The sequence below is a fragment of the Enterobacter cloacae complex sp. ECL414 genome (genome assembly GCF_021869685.1).
GTDB lineage: Bacteria > Pseudomonadota > Gammaproteobacteria > Enterobacterales > Enterobacteriaceae > Enterobacter > Enterobacter kobei.
The window spans coordinates 3,630,096-3,647,958 of record NZ_CP091481.1 but is presented as its reverse complement, the minus strand read 5'-3'; the positions used below and the strand labels follow the sequence as shown (position 1 = coordinate 3,647,958).

At 49.1% G+C, this 17,863-nt stretch carries 28 protein-coding genes; 13 read left to right on the top strand and 15 right to left on the bottom strand.

From position 1 onward, the window contains the following. Window positions 1–47: 47 nt before the first annotated feature. A protein-coding gene (locus L3068_RS17560) for an IS3-like element IS911 family transposase (RefSeq protein WP_094461488.1) occupies window positions 48–1,216 on the bottom strand; the annotation gives its coding sequence in 2 pieces (ribosomal slippage) (window positions 48–967 and window positions 967–1,216; 1,170 coding nt in all). A 325-nt stretch (window positions 1,217–1,541) separates the two neighbouring features. On the opposite strand from L3068_RS17560, the gene L3068_RS17555 reads away from it, so the two are divergent. Beyond that, a protein-coding gene (locus L3068_RS17555; RefSeq protein ID WP_087451024.1) for an IS3-like element ISSen4 family transposase occupies window positions 1,542–2,662 on the top strand; the annotation gives its coding sequence in 2 pieces (ribosomal slippage) (window positions 1,542–1,800 and window positions 1,800–2,662; 1,122 coding nt in all). 9 nt (window positions 2,663–2,671) lie between these two features. Here the strand turns inward: L3068_RS17555 and L3068_RS17550 are convergent. The 13 genes from L3068_RS17550 to L3068_RS17490 form a co-directional block, all read right to left on the bottom strand. Next, a complete protein-coding gene (locus L3068_RS17550) occupies window positions 2,672–3,136 on the bottom strand; it encodes a hypothetical protein (RefSeq protein WP_214602916.1) in 465 nt (154 codons plus the stop codon). Window positions 3,137–3,170: 34 nt separating this feature from the next. Further along, window positions 3,171–3,521 (bottom strand): hypothetical protein, encoded by a 351-nt coding sequence (locus L3068_RS17545; protein ID WP_149278394.1) that lies wholly within the window; start codon window positions 3,519–3,521, stop codon window positions 3,171–3,173. Window positions 3,522–3,978: 457 nt separating this feature from the next. Next, complete coding sequence (locus tag L3068_RS17540) at window positions 3,979–5,151, bottom strand: Arm DNA-binding domain-containing protein (protein ID WP_200442530.1); 1,173 nt, start codon at window positions 5,149–5,151, stop codon at window positions 3,979–3,981. Further along, window positions 5,106–5,315, bottom strand: a complete 210-nt coding sequence (locus tag L3068_RS17535; RefSeq protein ID WP_000050710.1) for a hypothetical protein — start codon at window positions 5,313–5,315, stop codon at window positions 5,106–5,108. The genes L3068_RS17540 and L3068_RS17535 overlap by 46 nt, the downstream gene beginning before the upstream one ends. After that, window positions 5,305–5,616 (bottom strand): hypothetical protein, encoded by a 312-nt coding sequence (locus L3068_RS17530; protein ID WP_232937725.1) that lies wholly within the window; start codon window positions 5,614–5,616, stop codon window positions 5,305–5,307. The genes L3068_RS17535 and L3068_RS17530 overlap by 11 nt, the downstream gene beginning before the upstream one ends. A gap of 100 nt (window positions 5,617–5,716) precedes the next feature. Next, window positions 5,717–5,938, bottom strand: a complete 222-nt coding sequence (locus L3068_RS17525; RefSeq protein ID WP_023325729.1) for a ParE family toxin-like protein — start codon at window positions 5,936–5,938, stop codon at window positions 5,717–5,719. After that, window positions 5,910–6,122 carry a hypothetical protein gene (locus L3068_RS17520; RefSeq protein WP_023150192.1) on the bottom strand — a complete coding sequence of 71 codons (213 nt, stop codon included), beginning with the start codon at window positions 6,120–6,122 and terminating at the stop codon, window positions 5,910–5,912. Before L3068_RS17520 ends, L3068_RS17525 begins: the two co-directional genes overlap by 29 nt. Then, complete coding sequence (locus tag L3068_RS17515; RefSeq protein ID WP_236904756.1) at window positions 6,115–6,480, bottom strand: hypothetical protein; 366 nt, start codon at window positions 6,478–6,480, stop codon at window positions 6,115–6,117. The genes L3068_RS17520 and L3068_RS17515 overlap by 8 nt, the downstream gene beginning before the upstream one ends. Then, window positions 6,481–6,705, bottom strand: a complete 225-nt coding sequence (locus L3068_RS17510) for a hypothetical protein (RefSeq protein ID WP_232937721.1) — start codon at window positions 6,703–6,705, stop codon at window positions 6,481–6,483. 107 nt (window positions 6,706–6,812) lie between these two features. Then, window positions 6,813–7,199, bottom strand: a complete 387-nt coding sequence (locus L3068_RS17505; protein ID WP_236904755.1) for a S24 family peptidase — start codon at window positions 7,197–7,199, stop codon at window positions 6,813–6,815. Between the two features lie 61 nt (window positions 7,200–7,260). Beyond that, window positions 7,261–7,479 (bottom strand): hypothetical protein, encoded by a 219-nt coding sequence (locus L3068_RS17500; RefSeq protein WP_236904754.1) that lies wholly within the window; start codon window positions 7,477–7,479, stop codon window positions 7,261–7,263. Continuing rightward, the gene (locus L3068_RS17495; RefSeq protein ID WP_105884455.1) at window positions 7,476–7,691 is read right to left on the bottom strand and encodes a hypothetical protein; all 216 of its coding nucleotides are present in this window, start codon (window positions 7,689–7,691) and stop codon (window positions 7,476–7,478) included. Before L3068_RS17495 ends, L3068_RS17500 begins: the two co-directional genes overlap by 4 nt. A gap of 172 nt (window positions 7,692–7,863) precedes the next feature. Next, on the bottom strand, window positions 7,864–8,532 hold the full coding sequence (locus L3068_RS17490) for a LexA family protein (RefSeq protein ID WP_047343662.1): 669 nt from the start codon (window positions 8,530–8,532) through the stop codon (window positions 7,864–7,866). 98 nt (window positions 8,533–8,630) lie between these two features. On the opposite strand from L3068_RS17490, the gene L3068_RS17485 reads away from it, so the two are divergent. The 11 genes from L3068_RS17485 to L3068_RS17435 all read left to right on the top strand — a co-directional run bounded on the left by L3068_RS17485 (window position 8,631) and on the right by L3068_RS17435 (window position 16,260). Beyond that, complete coding sequence (locus tag L3068_RS17485) at window positions 8,631–8,855, top strand: helix-turn-helix transcriptional regulator (protein ID WP_236904753.1); 225 nt, start codon at window positions 8,631–8,633, stop codon at window positions 8,853–8,855. Beyond that, the gene (locus L3068_RS17480; RefSeq protein ID WP_236904879.1) at window positions 8,827–9,144 is read left to right on the top strand and encodes a hypothetical protein; all 318 of its coding nucleotides are present in this window, start codon (window positions 8,827–8,829) and stop codon (window positions 9,142–9,144) included. The genes L3068_RS17485 and L3068_RS17480 overlap by 29 nt, the downstream gene beginning before the upstream one ends. 413 nt (window positions 9,145–9,557) lie before the next feature. Next, window positions 9,558–11,174 carry a DEAD/DEAH box helicase gene (locus L3068_RS17475; protein WP_236904752.1) on the top strand — a complete coding sequence of 539 codons (1,617 nt, stop codon included), beginning with the start codon at window positions 9,558–9,560 and terminating at the stop codon, window positions 11,172–11,174. Further along, entirely contained in the window at window positions 11,171–12,148 is a 978-nt protein-coding gene (locus tag L3068_RS17470) for a toprim domain-containing protein (RefSeq protein WP_047667812.1), read from the top strand. The genes L3068_RS17475 and L3068_RS17470 overlap by 4 nt, the downstream gene beginning before the upstream one ends. Next, window positions 12,145–12,948, top strand: coding sequence for an antitermination protein (locus L3068_RS17465; RefSeq protein ID WP_137579919.1), 804 nt, complete (start codon window positions 12,145–12,147; stop codon window positions 12,946–12,948). Before L3068_RS17470 ends, L3068_RS17465 begins: the two co-directional genes overlap by 4 nt. A 305-nt stretch (window positions 12,949–13,253) precedes the next feature. After that, the gene (locus L3068_RS17460) at window positions 13,254–13,583 is read left to right on the top strand and encodes a hypothetical protein (RefSeq protein WP_236904751.1); all 330 of its coding nucleotides are present in this window, start codon (window positions 13,254–13,256) and stop codon (window positions 13,581–13,583) included. Continuing rightward, window positions 13,570–14,082 (top strand): type II toxin-antitoxin system YafO family toxin, encoded by a 513-nt coding sequence (locus tag L3068_RS17455; protein WP_236904750.1) that lies wholly within the window; start codon window positions 13,570–13,572, stop codon window positions 14,080–14,082. The genes L3068_RS17460 and L3068_RS17455 overlap by 14 nt, the downstream gene beginning before the upstream one ends. A 193-nt stretch (window positions 14,083–14,275) precedes the next feature. Next, window positions 14,276–14,827 (top strand): motility associated factor glycosyltransferase family protein, encoded by a 552-nt coding sequence (locus L3068_RS17450; RefSeq protein WP_236904749.1) that lies wholly within the window; start codon window positions 14,276–14,278, stop codon window positions 14,825–14,827. A 68-nt stretch (window positions 14,828–14,895) separates the two neighbouring features. Continuing rightward, window positions 14,896–15,204, top strand: a complete 309-nt coding sequence (locus tag L3068_RS17445; RefSeq protein WP_045270045.1) for a hypothetical protein — start codon at window positions 14,896–14,898, stop codon at window positions 15,202–15,204. After that, the gene (locus L3068_RS17440) at window positions 15,194–15,718 is read left to right on the top strand and encodes a lysozyme (protein ID WP_236904748.1); all 525 of its coding nucleotides are present in this window, start codon (window positions 15,194–15,196) and stop codon (window positions 15,716–15,718) included. The genes L3068_RS17445 and L3068_RS17440 overlap by 11 nt, the downstream gene beginning before the upstream one ends. Next, entirely contained in the window at window positions 15,715–16,260 is a 546-nt protein-coding gene (locus tag L3068_RS17435) for a hypothetical protein (protein WP_236904747.1), read from the top strand. The genes L3068_RS17440 and L3068_RS17435 overlap by 4 nt, the downstream gene beginning before the upstream one ends. Window positions 16,261–16,327: 67 nt before the next feature. Here the strand turns inward: L3068_RS17435 and L3068_RS17430 are convergent, their stop codons facing one another. After that, window positions 16,328–16,579, bottom strand: a complete 252-nt coding sequence (locus L3068_RS17430) for a hypothetical protein (protein ID WP_236904746.1) — start codon at window positions 16,577–16,579, stop codon at window positions 16,328–16,330. Window positions 16,580–16,759: 180 nt separating this feature from the next. Between L3068_RS17430 and L3068_RS17425 the strand changes: the two genes are divergently transcribed. Beyond that, window positions 16,760–17,764 carry a tyrosine-type recombinase/integrase gene (locus L3068_RS17425; protein WP_236904745.1) on the top strand — a complete coding sequence of 335 codons (1,005 nt, stop codon included), beginning with the start codon at window positions 16,760–16,762 and terminating at the stop codon, window positions 17,762–17,764. Window positions 17,765–17,863 lie beyond the last annotated feature (99 nt).

The window sequence follows — 17,863 nt, the reverse complement described above, 5'->3', positions numbered from 1 at the left end:
TTTAACCTTTGTTCATCAAAACGCTTATCAATGCGTATATGAAGTGGTCAACAAAAACTGGCCACCGAGTTAGAGTTTTTCCAGTATCGATTTTCCGATTCGTTTGGGGGTAACCCACCGTTATATTCGTGCGGTCTTAGTGCGCTGTAATATCCAACGATATAATCCGTTATGGCGTGAGCTGCCTCGCTGAAGCTTACGTAACCCACCACCGGTATCCATTCGTTCTTCAGACTTCTGAAGAAGCGTTCCATTGGGCTGTTATCCCAGCAATTTCCGCGCCGGCTCATACTCTGCCTGATCTGGTATCGCCACAATAACTGCCGGAACTGCCTGCTCGTATAATGACTGCCCTGATCGCTGTGGAACATCACCCCGCCGGGCTTACCACGGGTTTCCCATGCCATTTCCAGCGCTTTCATGGTGAGCCTGCTGTCCGGCGAGAACGACATGGCCCAGCCCACTGGTTTTCTTGCGAACAGGTCGAGAACAACGGCGAGGTACGCCCAGCGCTTACCCGTCCAGATATAGGTCACATCACCGCACCACACCTGATTTGGCTCGGTCACGGCGAACTGCCGTTCAAGGTAGTTAGGGATAGCAACATGTTCATGACCACCACGTTTATACCGGTGAGTCGGCTGCTGACAGCTGACCAGCCCCAGCTCTTTCATGAGCCTGCCAGCAAGCCAGCGTCCCATCTGGTAGCCTCTCCGGGTTGCCATTGTGGCGATGCTTCTTGCTCCGGCCGAACCGTGGCTGATGCCATGTAGCTCAAGTACCTGACTGCGTAATACAGCCCGTCTGCCGTCTGGTTTTTCAGGACGGTTTTTCCAGTATCTGTAGCTGCTGCGATGAACCCCGAACACATGGCAGAGTGTGACCACAGGATAATGCGCTCTGAGTTTCCCGATTATCGAGAACTGTTCAGGGAGTCTGACATCAAGAGCGCGGTAGCCTTTTTTAATATTTCATTCTCCATTTCAATGCGTTGTAGCTTTTTCCTCAGCTCACGTATTTCGATTTGTTCTGGTGTTATCGGAGAGGCTTTTGGTGTTTTGCCCTGACGCTCATCACGCAGTTGTTTGACCCATCTTGTCATTGTGGAAAGGCCAACATCCATAGCTTTGGCGGCATCTGCCACCGTGTAGTTCTGGTCAACAACCAGTTGAGCGGATTCGCGTTTAAACTCTGCGCTGAAATTTCTTTTTTTCATTGGAGCACCTGTGTTGTTCTGAGGTGAGCATATCACCTCTGTTCAGGTGGCCAAATTCAGTGTGCCACTTCAATACACCACACCTTACCCACCAGCTCGATGTCATCAACATATAGTAAACATGCCTCGTTCGGGCGAATGCCTGTAAAGAGGCAGAGCAAAGGAAGCCAGAAGTGATGTGGATGTTGAATTTTGGTGGTCACAAGACCTTGATGCTCAGTAAAGATCTGATGTTTAAACACTTTTACTGCATCTGACCTGCTCCCCGTTGATTAGTACACCCCGATGTTAGTAATGTCTTCATAAGCCACATGAGGACATCCCCATGAAGAAGCGTTTTTCCGACGAACAGATCATCAGTATTCTCCGCGAAGCCGAAGCTGGGGTACCCGCCCGTGAACTCTGCCGCAAGCATGCCATTTCCGATGCCACGTTTTACACCTGGCGTAAGAAGTATGGCGGTATGGAGGTGCCTGAAGTTAAGCGCCTGAAGTCGCTTGAGGAAGAGAACGCCAGACTCAAGAAGCTGCTTGCCGAAGCCATGCTGGATAAAGAGGCGCTTCAGGTGGCTCTTGGGCGAAAGTACTGACGACAGACCAGAAGCGGGAAGCCGTGATGTTGATGTGTGATGCGACCGGTCTGTCGCAACGTCGTGCCTGCAGGCTTACAGGTTTATCCCTGTCGACCTGCCGCTATGAGGCTCACCGTCCGGCTGCTGATGCGCATTTATCAGGGCGCATCACTGAGCTGGCACTGGAGCGCAGGCGTTTTGGCTACCGTCGTATTTGGCAGTTGCTGCGCCGTGAAGGGCTTCATGTTAATCATAAGCGCGTGTACCGGCTTTATCACCTCAGTGGCCTGGGCGTAAAACGCAGAAGACGTCGTAAAGGGCTGGCAACAGAACGTCTGCCGCTGCTCCGTCCGGCGGCGCCCAATCTGACCTGGTCGATGGATTTCGTCATGGACGCACTTTCCACCGGTCGCAGGATCAAGTGTCTTACCTGCGTCGATGATTTCACAAAGGAATGCCTGACGGTCACTGTTGCCTTTGGGATTTCAGGCGTTCAGGTCACGCGTATTCTGGACAGCATTGCACTGTTTCGAGGCTATCCGGCGACGATAAGAACTGACCAGGGGCCGGAGTTCACTTGCCGTGCACTGGATCAATGGGCCTTTGAGCATGGTGTTGAGTTGCGCTTAATCCAGCCGGGCAAGCCAACGCAGAACGGATTTATTGAGAGCTTTAACGGACGATTTCGCGATGAATGTTTGAATGAGCACTGGTTCAGCGATATCGTTCATGCCAGGAAAATTATTAATGACTGGCGGCAGGATTATAACGAATGCCGCCCGCACTCCACGCTGAATTATCAGACACCGTCTGAATTTGCAGCGGGCTGGAGAAAGGGTCATTCTGAGAATGAAGATTCCGACGTTACTAACTGAGTGTTGTATCTAATCGTGGGGGCAGGTCACATCTTCGTCAGAAGTCGCATGTCTCGCTGCTTTATTGCTCTGTTTCGGCTCGGGTAGTGGTTCTTTAGGTATGGGATTGTCTTCAGGCAGATACCCTGTATCTAGCATCCATTGAAAGAAGCGGCGTACCTTTTCAAGATGATCGTTAGCAGTAGCCGTTGCGATAGTTTTGGACGCCTTTTTCTTAGAAATAAGCTCGAGCAGTGGAGTTTCGAGCATTTCTTTGGCTTTGAGTTTCTCAGGTAATGATGCAAGTAACTCACGAAACTCTCTACCGCTGGATAATGAGATCTCCGAAATGGGCACATTGCCGAAGAAACTGAAGGTCAGTGCGAGCGAGTGAGCATATTTGTCCTGACTCTTCTGCGAGTGTTCTTTGCTTGCGTTCTCGGCTTGGTACTTGCTGATCATATCTGAAAGAAAATGAACATCAGAATGGGGCATCTCTTGTGAGGAAACTGGGCTAGTTGTAAGCCAGTCAGCATCCCCACCAAGAAATAATTGCTCTGGTATCCTGCAAGGATTTAACCTTGGCTTGCGCCACCATGCGAGCAATGACTTGGTAATCGTATTCACTGAGAGTAGCTTTGAGGTGTGGCAGTTCGTCCAGAACGGTACTTGCTTCGGCCCGGTGCAGAGATGGTTTATCATCGTATGCGATGCGTTCTTTCAAATCAGAGACAACCATATCTAATGTCTCAAGATAATCGTTCAGATTGCCTTCATTACGTGTAGAGCCGCAGAACCAATGTTCTGTTTCCTCGGCGGTCCATTCGGCAACTTTGGCTCGAAGTTTTGCTCTGATTTGCTCTTGTGCTGATTTGTCCATCACGCCATTCTTCAGTTTCTTGGGGGCCCCCAAAGAAGCAACCATCTGTTAGCAGAGTGTCTGTAAACGCAGGGCAAGAAGACGAGCACGCTGAAAGCTTGCTGTTTGCAGGCTCAGTCTGTATTCGATTGCATTGCCCTCAGATACGAAACGCTTCCTGAACCACCAGGTGTGGTTACGCTTATAGAGGTAATGGGGGATGTTGTTTGATGGCATATGGTACACTCCTGAGTCACAGTTGTGCCACACGCCCAAAGAAAAACGGCCTGAAACTCTAAGAGAATCAGGCCGTTATATTTGGTGGAGCTGGCGGGAGTTGAACTCGCGTCTGAAAGATATTCAACCAATTGAAAATAAACAACATTTCCACTGTGGTAGGCCTCAGGTGCATTTTACGTGCATATTGAGGTCTGTCTAACGTCCTGATTCTGTCCAACATTTTGAAATATTTCCCCCGCTACAGCGCGGCTGAAATCGCGGTTTTACCGTCATATTCAGCCAGGTATTTACCGTAGTTGCGGAATATCATTTCCGGCCCTTTGTGGCCCATCTGTCCGGCAAGCCAGAAGAGGTTAACGCCCTGGCTAATATGCTTGGTGGCGAATGTGTGCCGCGTCTGGTACGGGTTACGATAGCGCACGCCAGCTTTTTTCAGGGTCGGTACCCATGCTTTTTTACGGATCGCGTCGGCGTTCGCCCAGGGTTCTCCCGTTTTTGGATCGCTGAATATGAACTCACTTTTCATAAAGGTGTATTGCTTCTGCGCCTTCAGTGCAGCCAGTGCCTCACTGTTCAGCTCAACCTTACGGGTACCGGCTTTTGTCTTGGTGCCTTTGAGTACCCCTACGACACTGGCCGCCTGTACGTGAGCTGTGTTCGCTATGGTGTCGAGATCAGGCCAGCGCAGCGCGCACAGTTCGGAACTACGCAGACCGGTATTGAAAGCAAAGCGGAATAGGTTTTCCCATTCCGGATACCTGCAACTCTGGTAAATAGCGATGGTTTCCGCTGGTGTGAACGGGTCAACCTCGTAATCATCGGCGCTTGGGCTGCTGTCGATCACGTGATACCGGCTGGCGCTGACGAGGGTTACCGGGTTAATGGTCAGCAGGCCATCCGTAACAGCTTCATCAATGGCGCTGCGCAGAAACGAAAGGTTATTCCTGGTCGTTTTCAGCTTTGTTTTCCGGCTGGCTATCCAGTTTTTAAGGACCGCTGGCGTCAGTTCTGACACGTGGAGTTTATGCAGAGCTGACAGCGCCGACAGGCATTTTTCATAACCGTTGATAGTCGACGGGGACAGGTTGCGGTTCTGGCAGATTTTCAGGTACTCGTCCAGGTAAGACTTTATGTTTTTGGTTTTCTTTACCACCCCGAACAGCTCCAGCTTTTTGGAGTTGGGGAAATATTTCGCATATTCAAAGGTGCCACTGACGATCTGGTTTTGTATCTCCCCGAGCAGGCGCTCGGCGTACTTCACACCGCGCGCGTTTGCTTCCATTTTGGAGAGGGGCTCCCGGCACAGAACCCCTTTGTATGTGAAAGTGATAACCAGAGTGTCGCCAGTTTTATGCTGGCGGATGGTTACTCCTCTTGGGAGAGATAATGATCCTTGTTCTTTCTTGCCCACTTTGAAACCTCCGTTAAGTCAATCCAGCGTTCTTTAACGCCATCGACTTTTAATACATGTACTCCCTCCTTCCATAACCCCCTTTGTATCCGTTTGTTAACGGCTTCTACCGTTTCCCCCGCGTCCCTGCAGTACGTAGAAAGGGGTACACAGTCAAGACTCATGACTGACCTCCCGCCCGAAAGCCTGGGCATTTTCCAGTTCATTAACTGCATAAATCAGGGCGTTGTGATGAGCGCGAAAACCACCATCGAGTTCGCGAGCAGCTCTGTCGCGCAAGATGTCGATCGCATCCTGATAGTCATTCTGGCAATCGGCTGACTTTTCAGCCGAACTGGCCGGCAGATCCCCCAGCACCATCAACATGTTTTCCGGATCGATGGGAATGGTGGCGAGCCCCAGCTCTTTGGCCTCCACCGCTAAACGGGTCCAGCGTTCAATAATCTCAGTGGTACCTTTTTTCATGGCATGCCTCAGAAACCTATCAAAAATTTATACTCAATCAGCGCGCCGAACACGACGGCCACCAGCAACAGGCCAAACAGCAGAGAAAGGAAGAATGCTTTCATTTTCTGTCCTTCAGTTTGCTGTATCGTTCATGGCTCATTACTTCCCAGTTCTGGCCGCCGTCTCGGGACAGCAGCCGCCAGCGGCGATTAACCCTCAGGCTCAGGTTTCCGGAGCCGTGCATACGGCAGGGATGAATCCGCCTGGCTCTGAACTGGCGGAGGACATGGACCGCCTGCAGATGCACCCACTCAGGAATTCGTATCGCTGTCAGGGCCATTGTCCTTCTCTCCTGCAGGTGGGGTGATCGTGTAACCGGCGCGTTCAGCCATCCATAAAAAAGTCTCCAGCGATGCTGTAACCTCGCCGTTCTGAACCGGGCGCGCGTGGATAACTTTCCCGTTCTCGATTGTCAGCACGATATTTACTGGTTCGTGCGTGATAATTGGTGTCTGATCACTCATGGCTTGTCTCCGCTGTGACTGATTTTTGTTTCTTGGCAAACTCGACCAGCTCAGCAATGAGATAGTCGATTAATGCCTTTCCGCTTTCTGTCAGGAACTCACCGCTGCCATTCACATCTACGGCGTTGCTGTAAATTCCTCTGATGGCTTTTACGCCGTCAATATTTCCGTATTCACTGAGAGCCAGTTTTTCGAATCGTCTCAACAGACCATCAAGCAGTATTTCTGTTAATTCGATGGTGTTTATTCCCCCCTTAGGCATATTAATAATGATGCAGGTGCTTCCGGTTTTACGCTGGTGGCGTAATAACGCAGTCTTTAAGATTCGTCGGCGATACGTAGTGATTAAGTTATCCATTTATTTAATCTCCCTTTGCGTATCTTCATTCGCTAAAACGATTGTTTCTTCCCTCTCTGTCCAGCTATAAATTAAACTGGCTAGGTCATAAGCTAGACCTAAAAGGCCATCCAGTTGGTCGCGGTCAAATTGTTCGTGGTGTGCGTGAATTGTTTGCATTAAGGCATTTAACTGCTCAGCTTTAACATTCACGCCTTGTATATCTTGGCGTTCTTGAATTGGCATTGTTTACCTCCCATATGCTTTTTTAAGATAAAGCCTGGCGATTACTTCGTAACCACACGCCGCATAAAGGCACGCTGTTCTATATGCCGTTTTGTCTTTGATGAAAGTCATATGAAGTGCCTCACAGCTAAAGAAGCGACAACCCTTCCGTGAATACGCATATCTTTTTGCTCACCAGAATTAAGAGTGAAAGTTTGGTAATGGAGATTGTCAGAAATAATCTTTAATGCCCCGTCCGGTAAGGGTTCAATTCGCTTGATGAAGAGGCAGTTACGGCCAAAAACATCGCCCGTAAAAACATAGATGCCGGGGGTAAGAACGCGGCCTCCACAATCAACAAAAGCTACAACCTCACAGGGTTCGATAGTCGGCTGCATTGAATCACCTTCCATCCTGCAGCTCTTAACTCTGTTTCCAAAATCATTAATATTGTCAGAACCGAACAGCATTTGTGGTATTTTAATTGGCTCGTTAAAAGAAAGTGAATTTTGCATTTTCATTTCCTCGGGGTGAGTTTGGTCACACCATTTAAGGTGTTTTATTAATTGTTTTTATTTATAGTGATTTGATTTCGAAGTTATTTATTTGTTCGTTTACTTCTTCTAATGTTTTTACAACTAAAGTAATTAATGCGTGTTCTCTTATTTCTTCCTCGGAGGTCATTTTTTCAAGGAGTAACCATAATAAAGATGAACAACAAGTTATATCGTGCGCCCAACTCATGACCATAGAGCTTGTTTCTTCTTTATTGAGAACTACAGTATCAGTTATCATTGTTTATTCTCCGGCCAGTCATGTCCGATTTCGCGATTTATAACTGAAAGATTTTTCTTTAATTGGTTAATGCAAATTTGAATGAGGGCTGCTGGCTTATAGCCAGTATCTGGATCAGATTCGGCATATTCAAGCACGTTTACCACGCGATCAATATCCATAGCTAGCTTATGGATGTGACCATTTTCAGATACCAATTGTTGAGTGCTCATCTTGCTGCTCCGTTTGCTTGTTGATGATTAAACAATACATAACGTATTAATAATCGTCAATACAAAACGGATTAATCTGATGTATTAATTTTTATCCCTATGTTTGTTAAGGTTTTTTTTGTTTGATTTCGTGACAGAGGGGATAAAAAAAGCCGCTTTCGCGGCTTGTGCACTATGGCAGGTTGGTTATTTTTGCATCGACCACGACGCCGATAATACGGCAATTACCATTAATGGGAATGATCGGGTATTGAGGGTTTAACGGCTTGAGGAATCGTTGACCAGCATCGATAACTAGCTTTTTGAAAGTGGCCTCGTTATCCCCATCGAGCTTAGCGACAACTAACTTTCCGTTGATGGGTTCAACCTGAGGATCGACCAATATAGCCATGCCTTCAGGAATGCTAAGCCCAGCTGGCGATGTCATCGAATCCCCTCTGACATCTAACCAGAATGAATCTTCTGAACATTCCACGGTTGTATCATACCAGCGGTCGATCGCGCGCCTATGATATGGTTCCACTGCTTCCATCCAATCCCCTGCGCTGACCCAGCTGATTACGGGGTAGCTTCCTTTCGATTCATTCATGGCGTGAAATGACACATTGTGATCAGCTCTTGCGTCGCTCACTGCGCCGTCAGCGTCAACCACAAAACCTGGCATTTGTAGAATTTTAAAAATTTTTGCTATGACCTCCAGGTTAGGTTCACGTCTTCCGTTCAGCCAATGGCCTAGCCCACCCTGTGTCATACCGAGTGCTTCAGCTAGCTGTTCTTGAGTCATTCCGACTTCTTTCATCCTGGATTTGGCCAGGTCCTGCCATCTCTGTTTCATAGACATGATTATTACAATCCGTATTTTTTGAGCAACTTCCATTTTGTATTATTGTTTTATGTGTGTATAGTACGTTATGTATTATTTAGATAGGAACTATCCGAATGAGCGGTATTAAGAGCTTAAGGCTGAAAGCAAAAGTGACCCAGGGGGAGCTGGCAGCGTTGATCGCTAGCTCTCAAGGGGCCGTTAGCCACTACGAAACTGGTCGTCGAATCCCAGATATTGAAGTTGGGAAACGCATTGTGAGCGCCTTTAAGCAGCTCGGATATGAAACCAGTCTGGATGAGGTTTTTCCCGATGAACATACCGGAGAGCAACTTCGATAACGCACTGCTGCCGGATACCCACTCACAAGCTGATGCCGGGTGGATTAAGCAGCAGTTACTAAGCCTGACACCAACTGCACGACAAAAAGCTATCCAGCGTTATGCCGCTGTGTATCAGGAGACTTTCGAGGCTGAACCCGTTTCCTACCGCAAGGAGAACCGGGCAAGGCATGAAGCAAACACAAGGCTTCGCCTGTTTGTGAGAAATCAAGGCAGAGCTTTACAGGGGTATACCGCCGAACCTCCCCTGGCTGGATCGCAATCGCGCTCCTCATTGTTTCGGGTTTAAAGGTACCCGAACAGAAGCAGGCTTAAAGGTGCCTGTTCAGGTTGGCAACCAACTGACCCAACTCCTCATATGTACTAGGTAAGTAGTACGTTTTTATGGGGAAGAGGGAAAGGGGGGTAAGGGGGGGATTGGGTGTAGGGGCAGGAATAGGGTCTTTTCCAACAGGAGAGATCCATTGGTTAAGTAGATCACTGTCTTAAGGCGCAATTTAAAAAAACGCCCGTATCAGCAAGGTAGTACAAAGCGCTCAGGCGCTGAGAAACGAAAAGGGTTCTTCCTGGAAGAGTGAATTTTCAGAGGAGCTGAATCAGAAGGGAGGCTGGCAGCCTTTGGGGAGGCCACCAGCCATGTGAGGGGGAATCCATGAAAACCACATCACAAAATTATTATCTCATCAGCACGGGAGCTGCACAATGGAGCTGACGATCACGCCGAATTTTGCACAGGAACGAGCGCTAAACATGTTGCGCCGTGACTGGAAGGCAAACGACACCTTCATGGTGTACTCGCCAACCGGTAGCGGTAAAACGGGTTTGGCCGCCTTCATCGTTGCCGGGTTTGTCAGCCGTGGTATGCGCGTCCTGTTCTGTGCACCGTACACCATCCTGATCGGTCAGACGGCTAATCGGTTCGTGGAGTATGGGTTACCTGGGGATGAAATCGGTTATATCTGGGCGGATCACCCGAACTACGATCCGGACCGGAAAATTCAGATTGCCAGCGCCGACACGCTTATTCGTCGTGTTTTTCCTGAAAATATTGATCTGCTGATTATTGACGAAGCACACCTGCGTAAAAAACGCATCCTGAAGGATATCGAACGTCTGCGCGGCAAAGGCGTAAAGGTGATTGGCCTGTCGGGTACTCCGTTTTCCCCGTTCCTGGGCAAATACTATGACCGACTGATTAAACCGACCACCATCGGCGAGTTAATCCAGCGTGGCGATTTGAGTAAATACGAATTTTACGCGCCAACTAAGCCGGATCTGAAAGGAGTTAAAACCAAAGCATCGCTTGAGTACGGGAGCGATTACAACGAAACGCAGCTGGCTGAAATCATGTGCGGCTCTACGCTGGTGGGCGACATCGTACAGAACTGGCTTGAGAATGGCCGGGATCTGCCTACCATCGCTTTCTGCGTCAACGTAGCCCACGCCAATTACCTGACAATTCAGTTTAACCTTGCGGGTGTTAACGCTGAGGTCATGACCGCCGACACTCCAGTGGATGAACGCCAGACCATCATTCACCGCTTTGAAACCGGTGCAACGAAAATCATCGTTAGTGTGGGCGTTCTGGTGGCCGGCTTCGATAGTGACGTTCGTTGCATCATCTACGCCAGGCCAACAAAAAGCGAAATTCGCTGGCTGCAGGCGCTCGGGCGTGGCCTGCGCACCGCACCGGGTAAAGAGTCCTGCCTCATCTTCGATCATAGCGGTACCGTGCACCGTTTGGGTTACCCGGACTCAATCGAGTACGACGATCTTCCCGGTAAGTCTGACGGCATGGAGGAAATCGCGCGCCGCGCAGCTGAGGAACGGGCCGAAAAACTGCCACATGAATGCTCTCAATGCCATTACATGAAGCCAGCTGGCGTCTATGTATGCCCGAAATGTGGGCATAAGCCGCTGGGCGGTGAGGACGTCGACACCGACACCGGCCGCAAACTCAAAAAGCTGGGTAAAAACCAGCATCAGCCCACGAAGGCAGAGAAACAGGCCTGGTGGAGTCAGATCAAATTCTATCAGCGTCAGCGCGTATCGCAGGGGAAAAAGCCCGTCAGCGATGGCTGGTGCGCAAATACCTTTCGCGAACGGTTTGACGAGTGGCCTAACGGGTTAAGCGATTTCCCGATGGAGATCACGCCAACCTTCTCTAATTTCATCCGGCACAAATTGATTGCGTATGCGAAAGGGCAGGAGAAGGCCAAGCGCCTGCAGGAGGCAACAAGCATGGCAGCCCCATCCTCAGTACAGCAGGCACAGAAAGCGATTAGCGATATCAAACAGCAGTTAGGAAAAAGAGCATGAAAACGGCAGAAGCGGCAAAAGGTCAATGGGCAATGATTTTTGAGCACTTCGGGTTACCTCCCATTAATGCCAGAAATCATTTTAAAGGTGAATGTCCGGTATGTGGTGCGCGGGGAAAGCTGCGTATTGATGACCGGGACGGCCGGGGAACATGGATCTGTACCTGCGGCAGCGGTGACGGAATGAAGCTTGTCACTCTGACACAAGGGAAGCCATTCAATGAAATTTGCAGGGAAATAGACCAGCTGATTGGTAATAACTTTACCCGCGAAGCGTTCCCGCGCACTTCAGATGCAGTAAGCGCCCGTGATCGGGTTCTGTCCAAATTTTCGAAACTGGTCAACCTGAAAGGAACTACCGGGGCGGATTATCTGCAGGCCAGGGGAATTTATCAGCTCCCACAAGAGGCAGTGAAGTTCAATGATAAACAACGCTACGGCGGTAAGGTTTACCAGTGTCTGTATTCACTCGCAACTGACGACAAAGGCGAGCTTTGCTATCTGCACAGAACCTTACTGGACGGCAATCAGAAAGCCCAACTAAGGGATTCTTCCGGAGCGAAGCGGCAGAAATCTCTTCAGGACGAAAGCTATCTGGATCATGCCCGTTCCGTCGCTATTCGCATGTTCCCGGTAGCGACGACCCTCGGAATTGCCGAGGGTATCGAAACGGCTCTTTCCTGCAAGCAGCTGTACAACGTTAACACCTGGGCCACCATGACCAGCGGATTCATGAAGAAATTCCGAGTTCCTGCAGGTGTGAAGAATTTGATTATTTTCGCAGATCGAGACGTAAACAGCGCCACCGGATTGGCTGCGGCCACGGAATGTGCCCATGCCAACTTACTGGCAAAAAATGACCTGGAAAAAATCAGCATCTACTACCCGGATAACGGGGACTTCAACGACATGCTCATGAACGGCGATCAGGTTCGTGAGTTGGTATTCTATAAAAAGCAGCAGGTGGCCGCATGAAACTGGAAGCTTCACTTAAACACTTCAGCCCTCAGGGGATGCACATCAGCGACGACGTGAAAGGAACCTCTCCAGATCGTCTCACCGGCACCGATGTTATGGCGGCCATTGGTACCACCAGCAGCCGGGCGCGGTTTGGTCTGGCTGCCTTCTTTGGTAAGACCGGGATCAGCAAAAGCGATGAGCAGCTGGCTGTACAGGCTCTGGCGCGTCATGCAATGGAATCAGCGCCCAGGAATGTACGTAAAGCAGCAGCAGGCGAGTTTGGCTGGTGCATACTGGTACTCGCACAATTCGCCTTTGCCGAATACTCCCGTTCAGCGGAAACCAGCGTGAAGTGTCACAGTTGCAGCGGCAGCGGATTAACCTCTCAGTATGAGGATGTGATCAAACATCCTGGAGTCTTCAACTCTGACGGAATGGAAATCGTACCACCGAAAATCAAGCACGAACTGGTCAAGCGTAAATGCGCGACATGTAACGGTAAAGGTGAGCTGCTGGCCCGATGCCGTTGCGGCGGCAAAGGTGAGGTGCTCGACCGCAAAGCCACAAGCGAGCGCGGCGCGCCGGTGTTTAAAACCTGCGAGCGCTGCAGCGGAAATGGATTTTCTGGGGTGCCGTCTACTGCAGCCTATAAAGCGATACTGAAGCGAGTCCCGGATCTGCACGTCAGAACGTGGACCCGTAACTGGAAACCGTTTCTGGAGAGGCTTGTCGACGTCTGCTATAGAGAAGAACAAAAAGCAGACTCGGCGTTTCAGGACGCAACGAGCTTTCGTGATGATGTGAACAAGATTTAGCATATTAGCGACTTTAAGCTTGATTTTGTCCGAACTTGTCGTGTATACTTCAAATCGTAGGTTGTTGCGCCTGCATGAAATTAAACCCGCTTCCGAGCGGGTTTTTTTTCTGCGCAAATTTGGTCGCTTGGAAGACATACATTTTCACAAACATAGCTTGGCTCTGATGCTGCTTACCCAATGATGATGCCTTCGTTCAGAGGTCAACGCGACTATAAAATAATTGGCTATAGTGTTTTAGTGATGTAATATTACCTCAAAGGTAAACGCCTTGTTTGATAGCAGCACTTCACCGGAGATTAGAGATGACAAAGCTTGGATTCATGGCGCGCGGCCCGGTTACAGACCGTTCGCCTGTAAAGCGTCGTAAGACTCGCATTTCTCGCGGCTCGGTTTTGATGCGTAGCAATCTTGTCAATGTGATTGATAAGGATGGGGTTGTGCTGCGCAAGGTTGCTGTTACTCAGAAAGGTAGCCGTGCTTCGATATTTTGTGGCGCTAAGCGTGTTGCGAATAGCCCAAGCATGCCAAAAATCAAAGTAATCTCTGCTGAAGCTTCGGCAGAGTTGTCCTTCCGTATGTTAAACACATTAGATGCTCGAATGAAGGAAGAGGACTTCGATGCTTTTGAGTGAGTATAGCGGTGGAGTTATACCAACTGGTGATTTCAAAACTGACGATTTTTTGATTTCATTAAAAGAAGCATTTAAATGTCATTGGCGTAATGGCCATCATCCAAGTTTGGGAAAAGACACCCTTTTCGAGAGACCTGACGAGGCGCTTGGTTTTCATCTGAGAAAGGTTCATGTAGATATTAGTCAGTATGCAAACTACTCTTATTCATGCACTGAAGAATGTTGGAGTGAATGGGCATGCGGACCGATAGATGAACGTGGGAATTATCGACCAAAGCCAACAAGCAACGCTTATCTCATTTACGCAGTTAATGAAAGAAGGGATGCAGCATTGCTTGCGTATTGGGATCCCCCTGCACATACAAAAGCAAATGAAGCAGTTTGGATGAATTCCGTTTTAAATTTCACGAAACTTTTTCATGAAAAAACCAATACTGCCCCTCTTGCGAGAGCTATCAATCCATGGGATTACTCATTTAGCATCAAGAAGCCCGCATAGCGGGCTTTTTTGTGGATGTAGCAAAATGCTAATGAGTGTATTGGTTGCATGTGCTAAGGGTCTTCTCCGGAGAACGCCCTCTTCACAGTTTGCTCTGTGTTCTCTTTCAAATGTTTAATTAAAGTCCTCAGAGATAAGCCGAAGATAAGCATCGGTAACCGTAACTAATTACTCCCGAACCAGGTCAACACGAATGAATACATTCATCATTTGTGCATCCGGCCCGTCTCTCAATAAATCAGATTGCGAACTGATCTCCGGATCGGGGCTGCCAGTTATTGCTGTTAACTCCACCTGGCGAGCCGCGCCTGATTGTGAATACATTTACGCGGGTGATCTGCGTTGGTGGGATGCAAACATCGATGTTCTGCCGTCCTCCGCCTCTCGATGGACCTGTAATTACCGGGCTCATAAACGCTATGGGCTAAATCTGTTTGATACAGATACCCGGTGGGCCTTCAACTCCGGACAGCGCTCGATTCTGTTTGCTGACAGCCTGGGGGCAAAAAACATCATCCTGTTAGGGTTTGACTGTTCCATTAATGGCGGTAGTCATTGGCATGGTGATCACGTCGGGCTGGATAACCCTACAGCAGAGAATGTTACGCGTTGGCGCGGGGAGTTTGCCAGTAGCGCCAGAGCGTTGGCCGGTAAGGTGGATATCATCAACAGTAGCCGCCAGACAGCGCTTAAGTGCTTCCGGCGTCTTGGCCTCGAAGAGGCTTTATCAAACACTCTGCCGTAAGTTTTCCGCAAAATAATTTCCTTTTTCAACACACAGCACCCCGGACCCGGAGGTGTGGAATGCATCGTATGAATGACCAGTCAGGTAATTTGATTACCCAGTTTTTCGCGTGGCTGGCGGCTGTATCAGCGGCTCTGGGATTTTCAACCCAGGACATGGTTTTCATGTTTTTTGGTCTGATTGGCGTACTTCTTTCTCTGGCCTCTTTTATATCCGGTCGGCTTGACGCCAGAAAACTCCATAAAGAGGACCAGCGCCGCACTCAGTTGCTGGAAAAATATTTTGATGATGCCCGGAAGCTACCTCCTGCGGATCGTCCGGCAAGCGTCAAGGTTGTTACAGATGCCATTAACAGGATAAACGCAAATGCAAAATAAAAAGGCAGGTGCTGCAGGTATTGTTTGTTCAGTTGCTGCGATCATCGCGATAGTTCTCGGTAACGGGCATGTTCGAATCAATGAGCGCGGACTTGAGCTCATCGGTGACGCGGAGTCATGTCGTCGTGATCCTTATGTTTGCCCCGCTGGCGTGCTCACCGATGGCATGGGAAACACCCACGGCGTTAAACCCGGAACAGTTAAAAACGACCAGCAGATCGCGGCGGAATGGGAAAAAAATATCCTCGATGCTGAATCTTGCGTTAACCGGTACGCCAATGGCAAAAATCTCAGCGACAATACCTTTTCTGCGGTAACGTCAATTACCTTTAATGTCGGGTGCCCAACGATGAAGCAGTCGACAATGTTTGCATTATTTCGCGAGCAGAAATCGGCGTGGCTATCAGCCTGTAACCAGTTCCCCCGCTGGGTGTATGCAGGTAAGACTATTCTCCCGGGCCTTGTTAAGCGGCGCGACGCAGAGAAACAGCTCTGCCTGGATGGTCTGAAATGATCACCTTTACAGATATCAAAGCCTCATGGCATCTGATACTGCTGGTTGCCGTCATTGCGGTAGTCGCCGGGCTGTATGTCCTGCTTGCAAACAGCCGCTCTGAGGTTGCTACGCTTAAGAGTGATAATGACGTTCTGCGCAATGACAACACCCTGCAGGGGACAGTTATCGCTTCTCAGGCTTTCAACTTTAATCGGTTTAACCTGGTGGCCGAGAACGCTAGCCGACTTAACTCTCTGATTGATGCCAGCTCCGATAAAACTGTTATCGAGTACCGGGAGATTCTCCGCCGTGAAAAAAACTGTGATCTGCCTGTTCCTGCTGATGTCGCTGGTGGGCTGCTCGAATACACGCACCGTCTACGCACCAGCGCAATGCACACCTATTCCGGGAACGCTGACGCAACCGGTGATAGCGCCACTCCCACCAGCGCGCTGACGTATTGCCAGGCTGTTCTCTGGATCAAGCCGCTGCTGGTCGCTATCGAAAAAGCGAATAACCAGCTGGCTGGAATACGCCAAATCGAGAATGAAAGGCAGTAAAAAAAGATAATTTAGCCGCCAGTCACTGCTGGCGACAATTTTATTCAAAACATCAAAATAAGAGTAACTACTCTCTTTTGCCTAACAGGTAAACTACTTTTGATTTCAATTTGTTGAACCACTCCTCATTCTCGTGGATGTCTTCATCGAAAATCATACTTTCGTCAACGGTGTTACCCATTAAGCCAGCAGACTTGCCGATACCATCGTTTACTACAGCGGACATTGTTACCACAGCAATTCGCAAAGCTTGAATTTCCAACTTCAATTCTTCATTTTCTGTTTCAAGTTCAATAACTCTCTTTTCGAGTTCAGACATTGTGATCACCTCAGCTGTTAAAAGCATAATGTATCATGAACCTTTCCACATGATGAGGGGGGCAACGGCATAGCCTGATTGGGAGCACAGAAGTATAGCTTTCGAGACCTTTTTATTAGCATTATCAAGTCCATTCGGCGAGTGGCTTTGATAATGTTTTTCGAGTGAGGATTGTTCGGTATGGCTTCGATAAAAGAATCCACTGATGCCAATGGACAATCAAAATATTACGTCCACTGGAAGGATGAAAAATCCGGTCATGGACGCCGCCGCATCTTTAAGAGTATTGATGATGCCGCACATCTTTTCTGGCAAAAACAGAATAGCGAGCTGGATTGTCGAACTGCCAGCTGGGCCGGAATAGACCATTCCTGGACTTTCCGAAAGTTAATTCTGTTTTATCTGGGGTATCAGGCCGGCAAGCTGGAAAAAAATATTATACGGCTGTCGTCTTATACGAAATGCCGTCACGATCTTCTCGCTGTAGACGGGCTGATACTGGAAAAAAATATTCTCCATATCAGCCATCGCGATATTGTTGATTCGGTTCGCACCGGCTGCCATCGCTGGATTCGTTCGGCTTTTTTTCTGCTGGTGGAAAAGCGACTCATCACTTTTAACCCTGTTGACCGTCCCGCGCGCCGGAAGCGTCGACCCATCACCATACCACCATCATCATCGGTCAGGGAGCTACTGAATAACGCGCCAGTTCGTGAGCGTATCGCGTGCTGGCTCGGGATTTGTGGCCTGCGCATCGGTGAGGCTCTGGCGGTTACTTATAACGACGTGTCAGCCGACTGGATCGACATCCGGGGGCATGTTGTTGACGGCGTTATACATGAGGGGCTGAAAAGAGGCGTGGAGCGCCGGGTAAGAATGCCACGTGAGCTTTTCGCGTTGCTGGATAAAAGTAAACTCGGTACCTCTGAGCCTCTTATCTGCAACCAGTTTACCGGCGCATGCCTCGCTACCAGCTACGGCACTCAGGGCGTTCTCGTCAGAACCCTGAACGACTATGGCATTAAACGATTCCATCATCTTCGCCACTTTGCTGTATCTCGCCTGGCAAACAAAGGCGTCGATATTCTGAAGGTTTCCCGACTTATTGGGCATTCGAACATCAAAACCACAATGGATGTTTACGGTCACCTGTTCGGTGAAGTGGTGGAGATGGATTTGGACTGAGTTATCCACATAGTGGAAATATTAGGGCGATCCACTATCTCCCCATTCTGCGCGGCCTCCGGGCATCAAATCGCAGTTTTCCCGAAAAAAAGGATATGC

Excerpts from the sequence above, each read along its gene's own strand:
- L3068_RS17550 (WP_214602916.1), bottom strand. The coding sequence starts at position 3,136 with ATGCCCCATTCTGATGTTCATTTTCTTTCAGATATGATCAGCAAGTAC.
- L3068_RS17545 (WP_149278394.1), bottom strand. The coding sequence starts at position 3,521 with ATGGACAAATCAGCACAAGAGCAAATCAGAGCAAAACTTCGAGCCAAA.
- L3068_RS17535 (WP_000050710.1), bottom strand. The coding sequence starts at position 5,315 with ATGAGTCTTGACTGTGTACCCCTTTCTACGTACTGCAGGGACGCGGGG.
- L3068_RS17530 (WP_232937725.1), bottom strand. The coding sequence starts at position 5,616 with ATGAAAAAAGGTACCACTGAGATTATTGAACGCTGGACCCGTTTAGCG.
- L3068_RS17525 (WP_023325729.1), bottom strand. The coding sequence starts at position 5,938 with ATGGCCCTGACAGCGATACGAATTCCTGAGTGGGTGCATCTGCAGGCG.
- L3068_RS17520 (WP_023150192.1), bottom strand. The coding sequence starts at position 6,122 with ATGAGTGATCAGACACCAATTATCACGCACGAACCAGTAAATATCGTG.
- L3068_RS17515 (WP_236904756.1), bottom strand. The coding sequence starts at position 6,480 with ATGGATAACTTAATCACTACGTATCGCCGACGAATCTTAAAGACTGCG.
- L3068_RS17510 (WP_232937721.1), bottom strand. The coding sequence starts at position 6,705 with ATGCCAATTCAAGAACGCCAAGATATACAAGGCGTGAATGTTAAAGCT.
- L3068_RS17505 (WP_236904755.1), bottom strand. The coding sequence starts at position 7,199 with ATGCAAAATTCACTTTCTTTTAACGAGCCAATTAAAATACCACAAATG.
- L3068_RS17500 (WP_236904754.1), bottom strand. The coding sequence starts at position 7,479 with ATGATAACTGATACTGTAGTTCTCAATAAAGAAGAAACAAGCTCTATG.
- L3068_RS17495 (WP_105884455.1), bottom strand. The coding sequence starts at position 7,691 with ATGAGCACTCAACAATTGGTATCTGAAAATGGTCACATCCATAAGCTA.
- L3068_RS17490 (WP_047343662.1), bottom strand. The coding sequence starts at position 8,532 with ATGTCTATGAAACAGAGATGGCAGGACCTGGCCAAATCCAGGATGAAA.
- L3068_RS17485 (WP_236904753.1), top strand. The coding sequence starts at position 8,631 with ATGAGCGGTATTAAGAGCTTAAGGCTGAAAGCAAAAGTGACCCAGGGG.
- L3068_RS17480 (WP_236904879.1), top strand. The coding sequence starts at position 8,827 with ATGAACATACCGGAGAGCAACTTCGATAACGCACTGCTGCCGGATACC.
- L3068_RS17475 (WP_236904752.1), top strand. The coding sequence starts at position 9,558 with ATGGAGCTGACGATCACGCCGAATTTTGCACAGGAACGAGCGCTAAAC.
- L3068_RS17470 (WP_047667812.1), top strand. The coding sequence starts at position 11,171 with ATGAAAACGGCAGAAGCGGCAAAAGGTCAATGGGCAATGATTTTTGAG.
- L3068_RS17465 (WP_137579919.1), top strand. The coding sequence starts at position 12,145 with ATGAAACTGGAAGCTTCACTTAAACACTTCAGCCCTCAGGGGATGCAC.
- L3068_RS17460 (WP_236904751.1), top strand. The coding sequence starts at position 13,254 with ATGACAAAGCTTGGATTCATGGCGCGCGGCCCGGTTACAGACCGTTCG.
- L3068_RS17455 (WP_236904750.1), top strand. The coding sequence starts at position 13,570 with ATGCTTTTGAGTGAGTATAGCGGTGGAGTTATACCAACTGGTGATTTC.
- L3068_RS17450 (WP_236904749.1), top strand. The coding sequence starts at position 14,276 with ATGAATACATTCATCATTTGTGCATCCGGCCCGTCTCTCAATAAATCA.
- L3068_RS17445 (WP_045270045.1), top strand. The coding sequence starts at position 14,896 with ATGAATGACCAGTCAGGTAATTTGATTACCCAGTTTTTCGCGTGGCTG.
- L3068_RS17440 (WP_236904748.1), top strand. The coding sequence starts at position 15,194 with ATGCAAAATAAAAAGGCAGGTGCTGCAGGTATTGTTTGTTCAGTTGCT.
- L3068_RS17435 (WP_236904747.1), top strand. The coding sequence starts at position 15,715 with ATGATCACCTTTACAGATATCAAAGCCTCATGGCATCTGATACTGCTG.
- L3068_RS17430 (WP_236904746.1), bottom strand. The coding sequence starts at position 16,579 with ATGTCTGAACTCGAAAAGAGAGTTATTGAACTTGAAACAGAAAATGAA.
- L3068_RS17425 (WP_236904745.1), top strand. The coding sequence starts at position 16,760 with ATGGCTTCGATAAAAGAATCCACTGATGCCAATGGACAATCAAAATAT.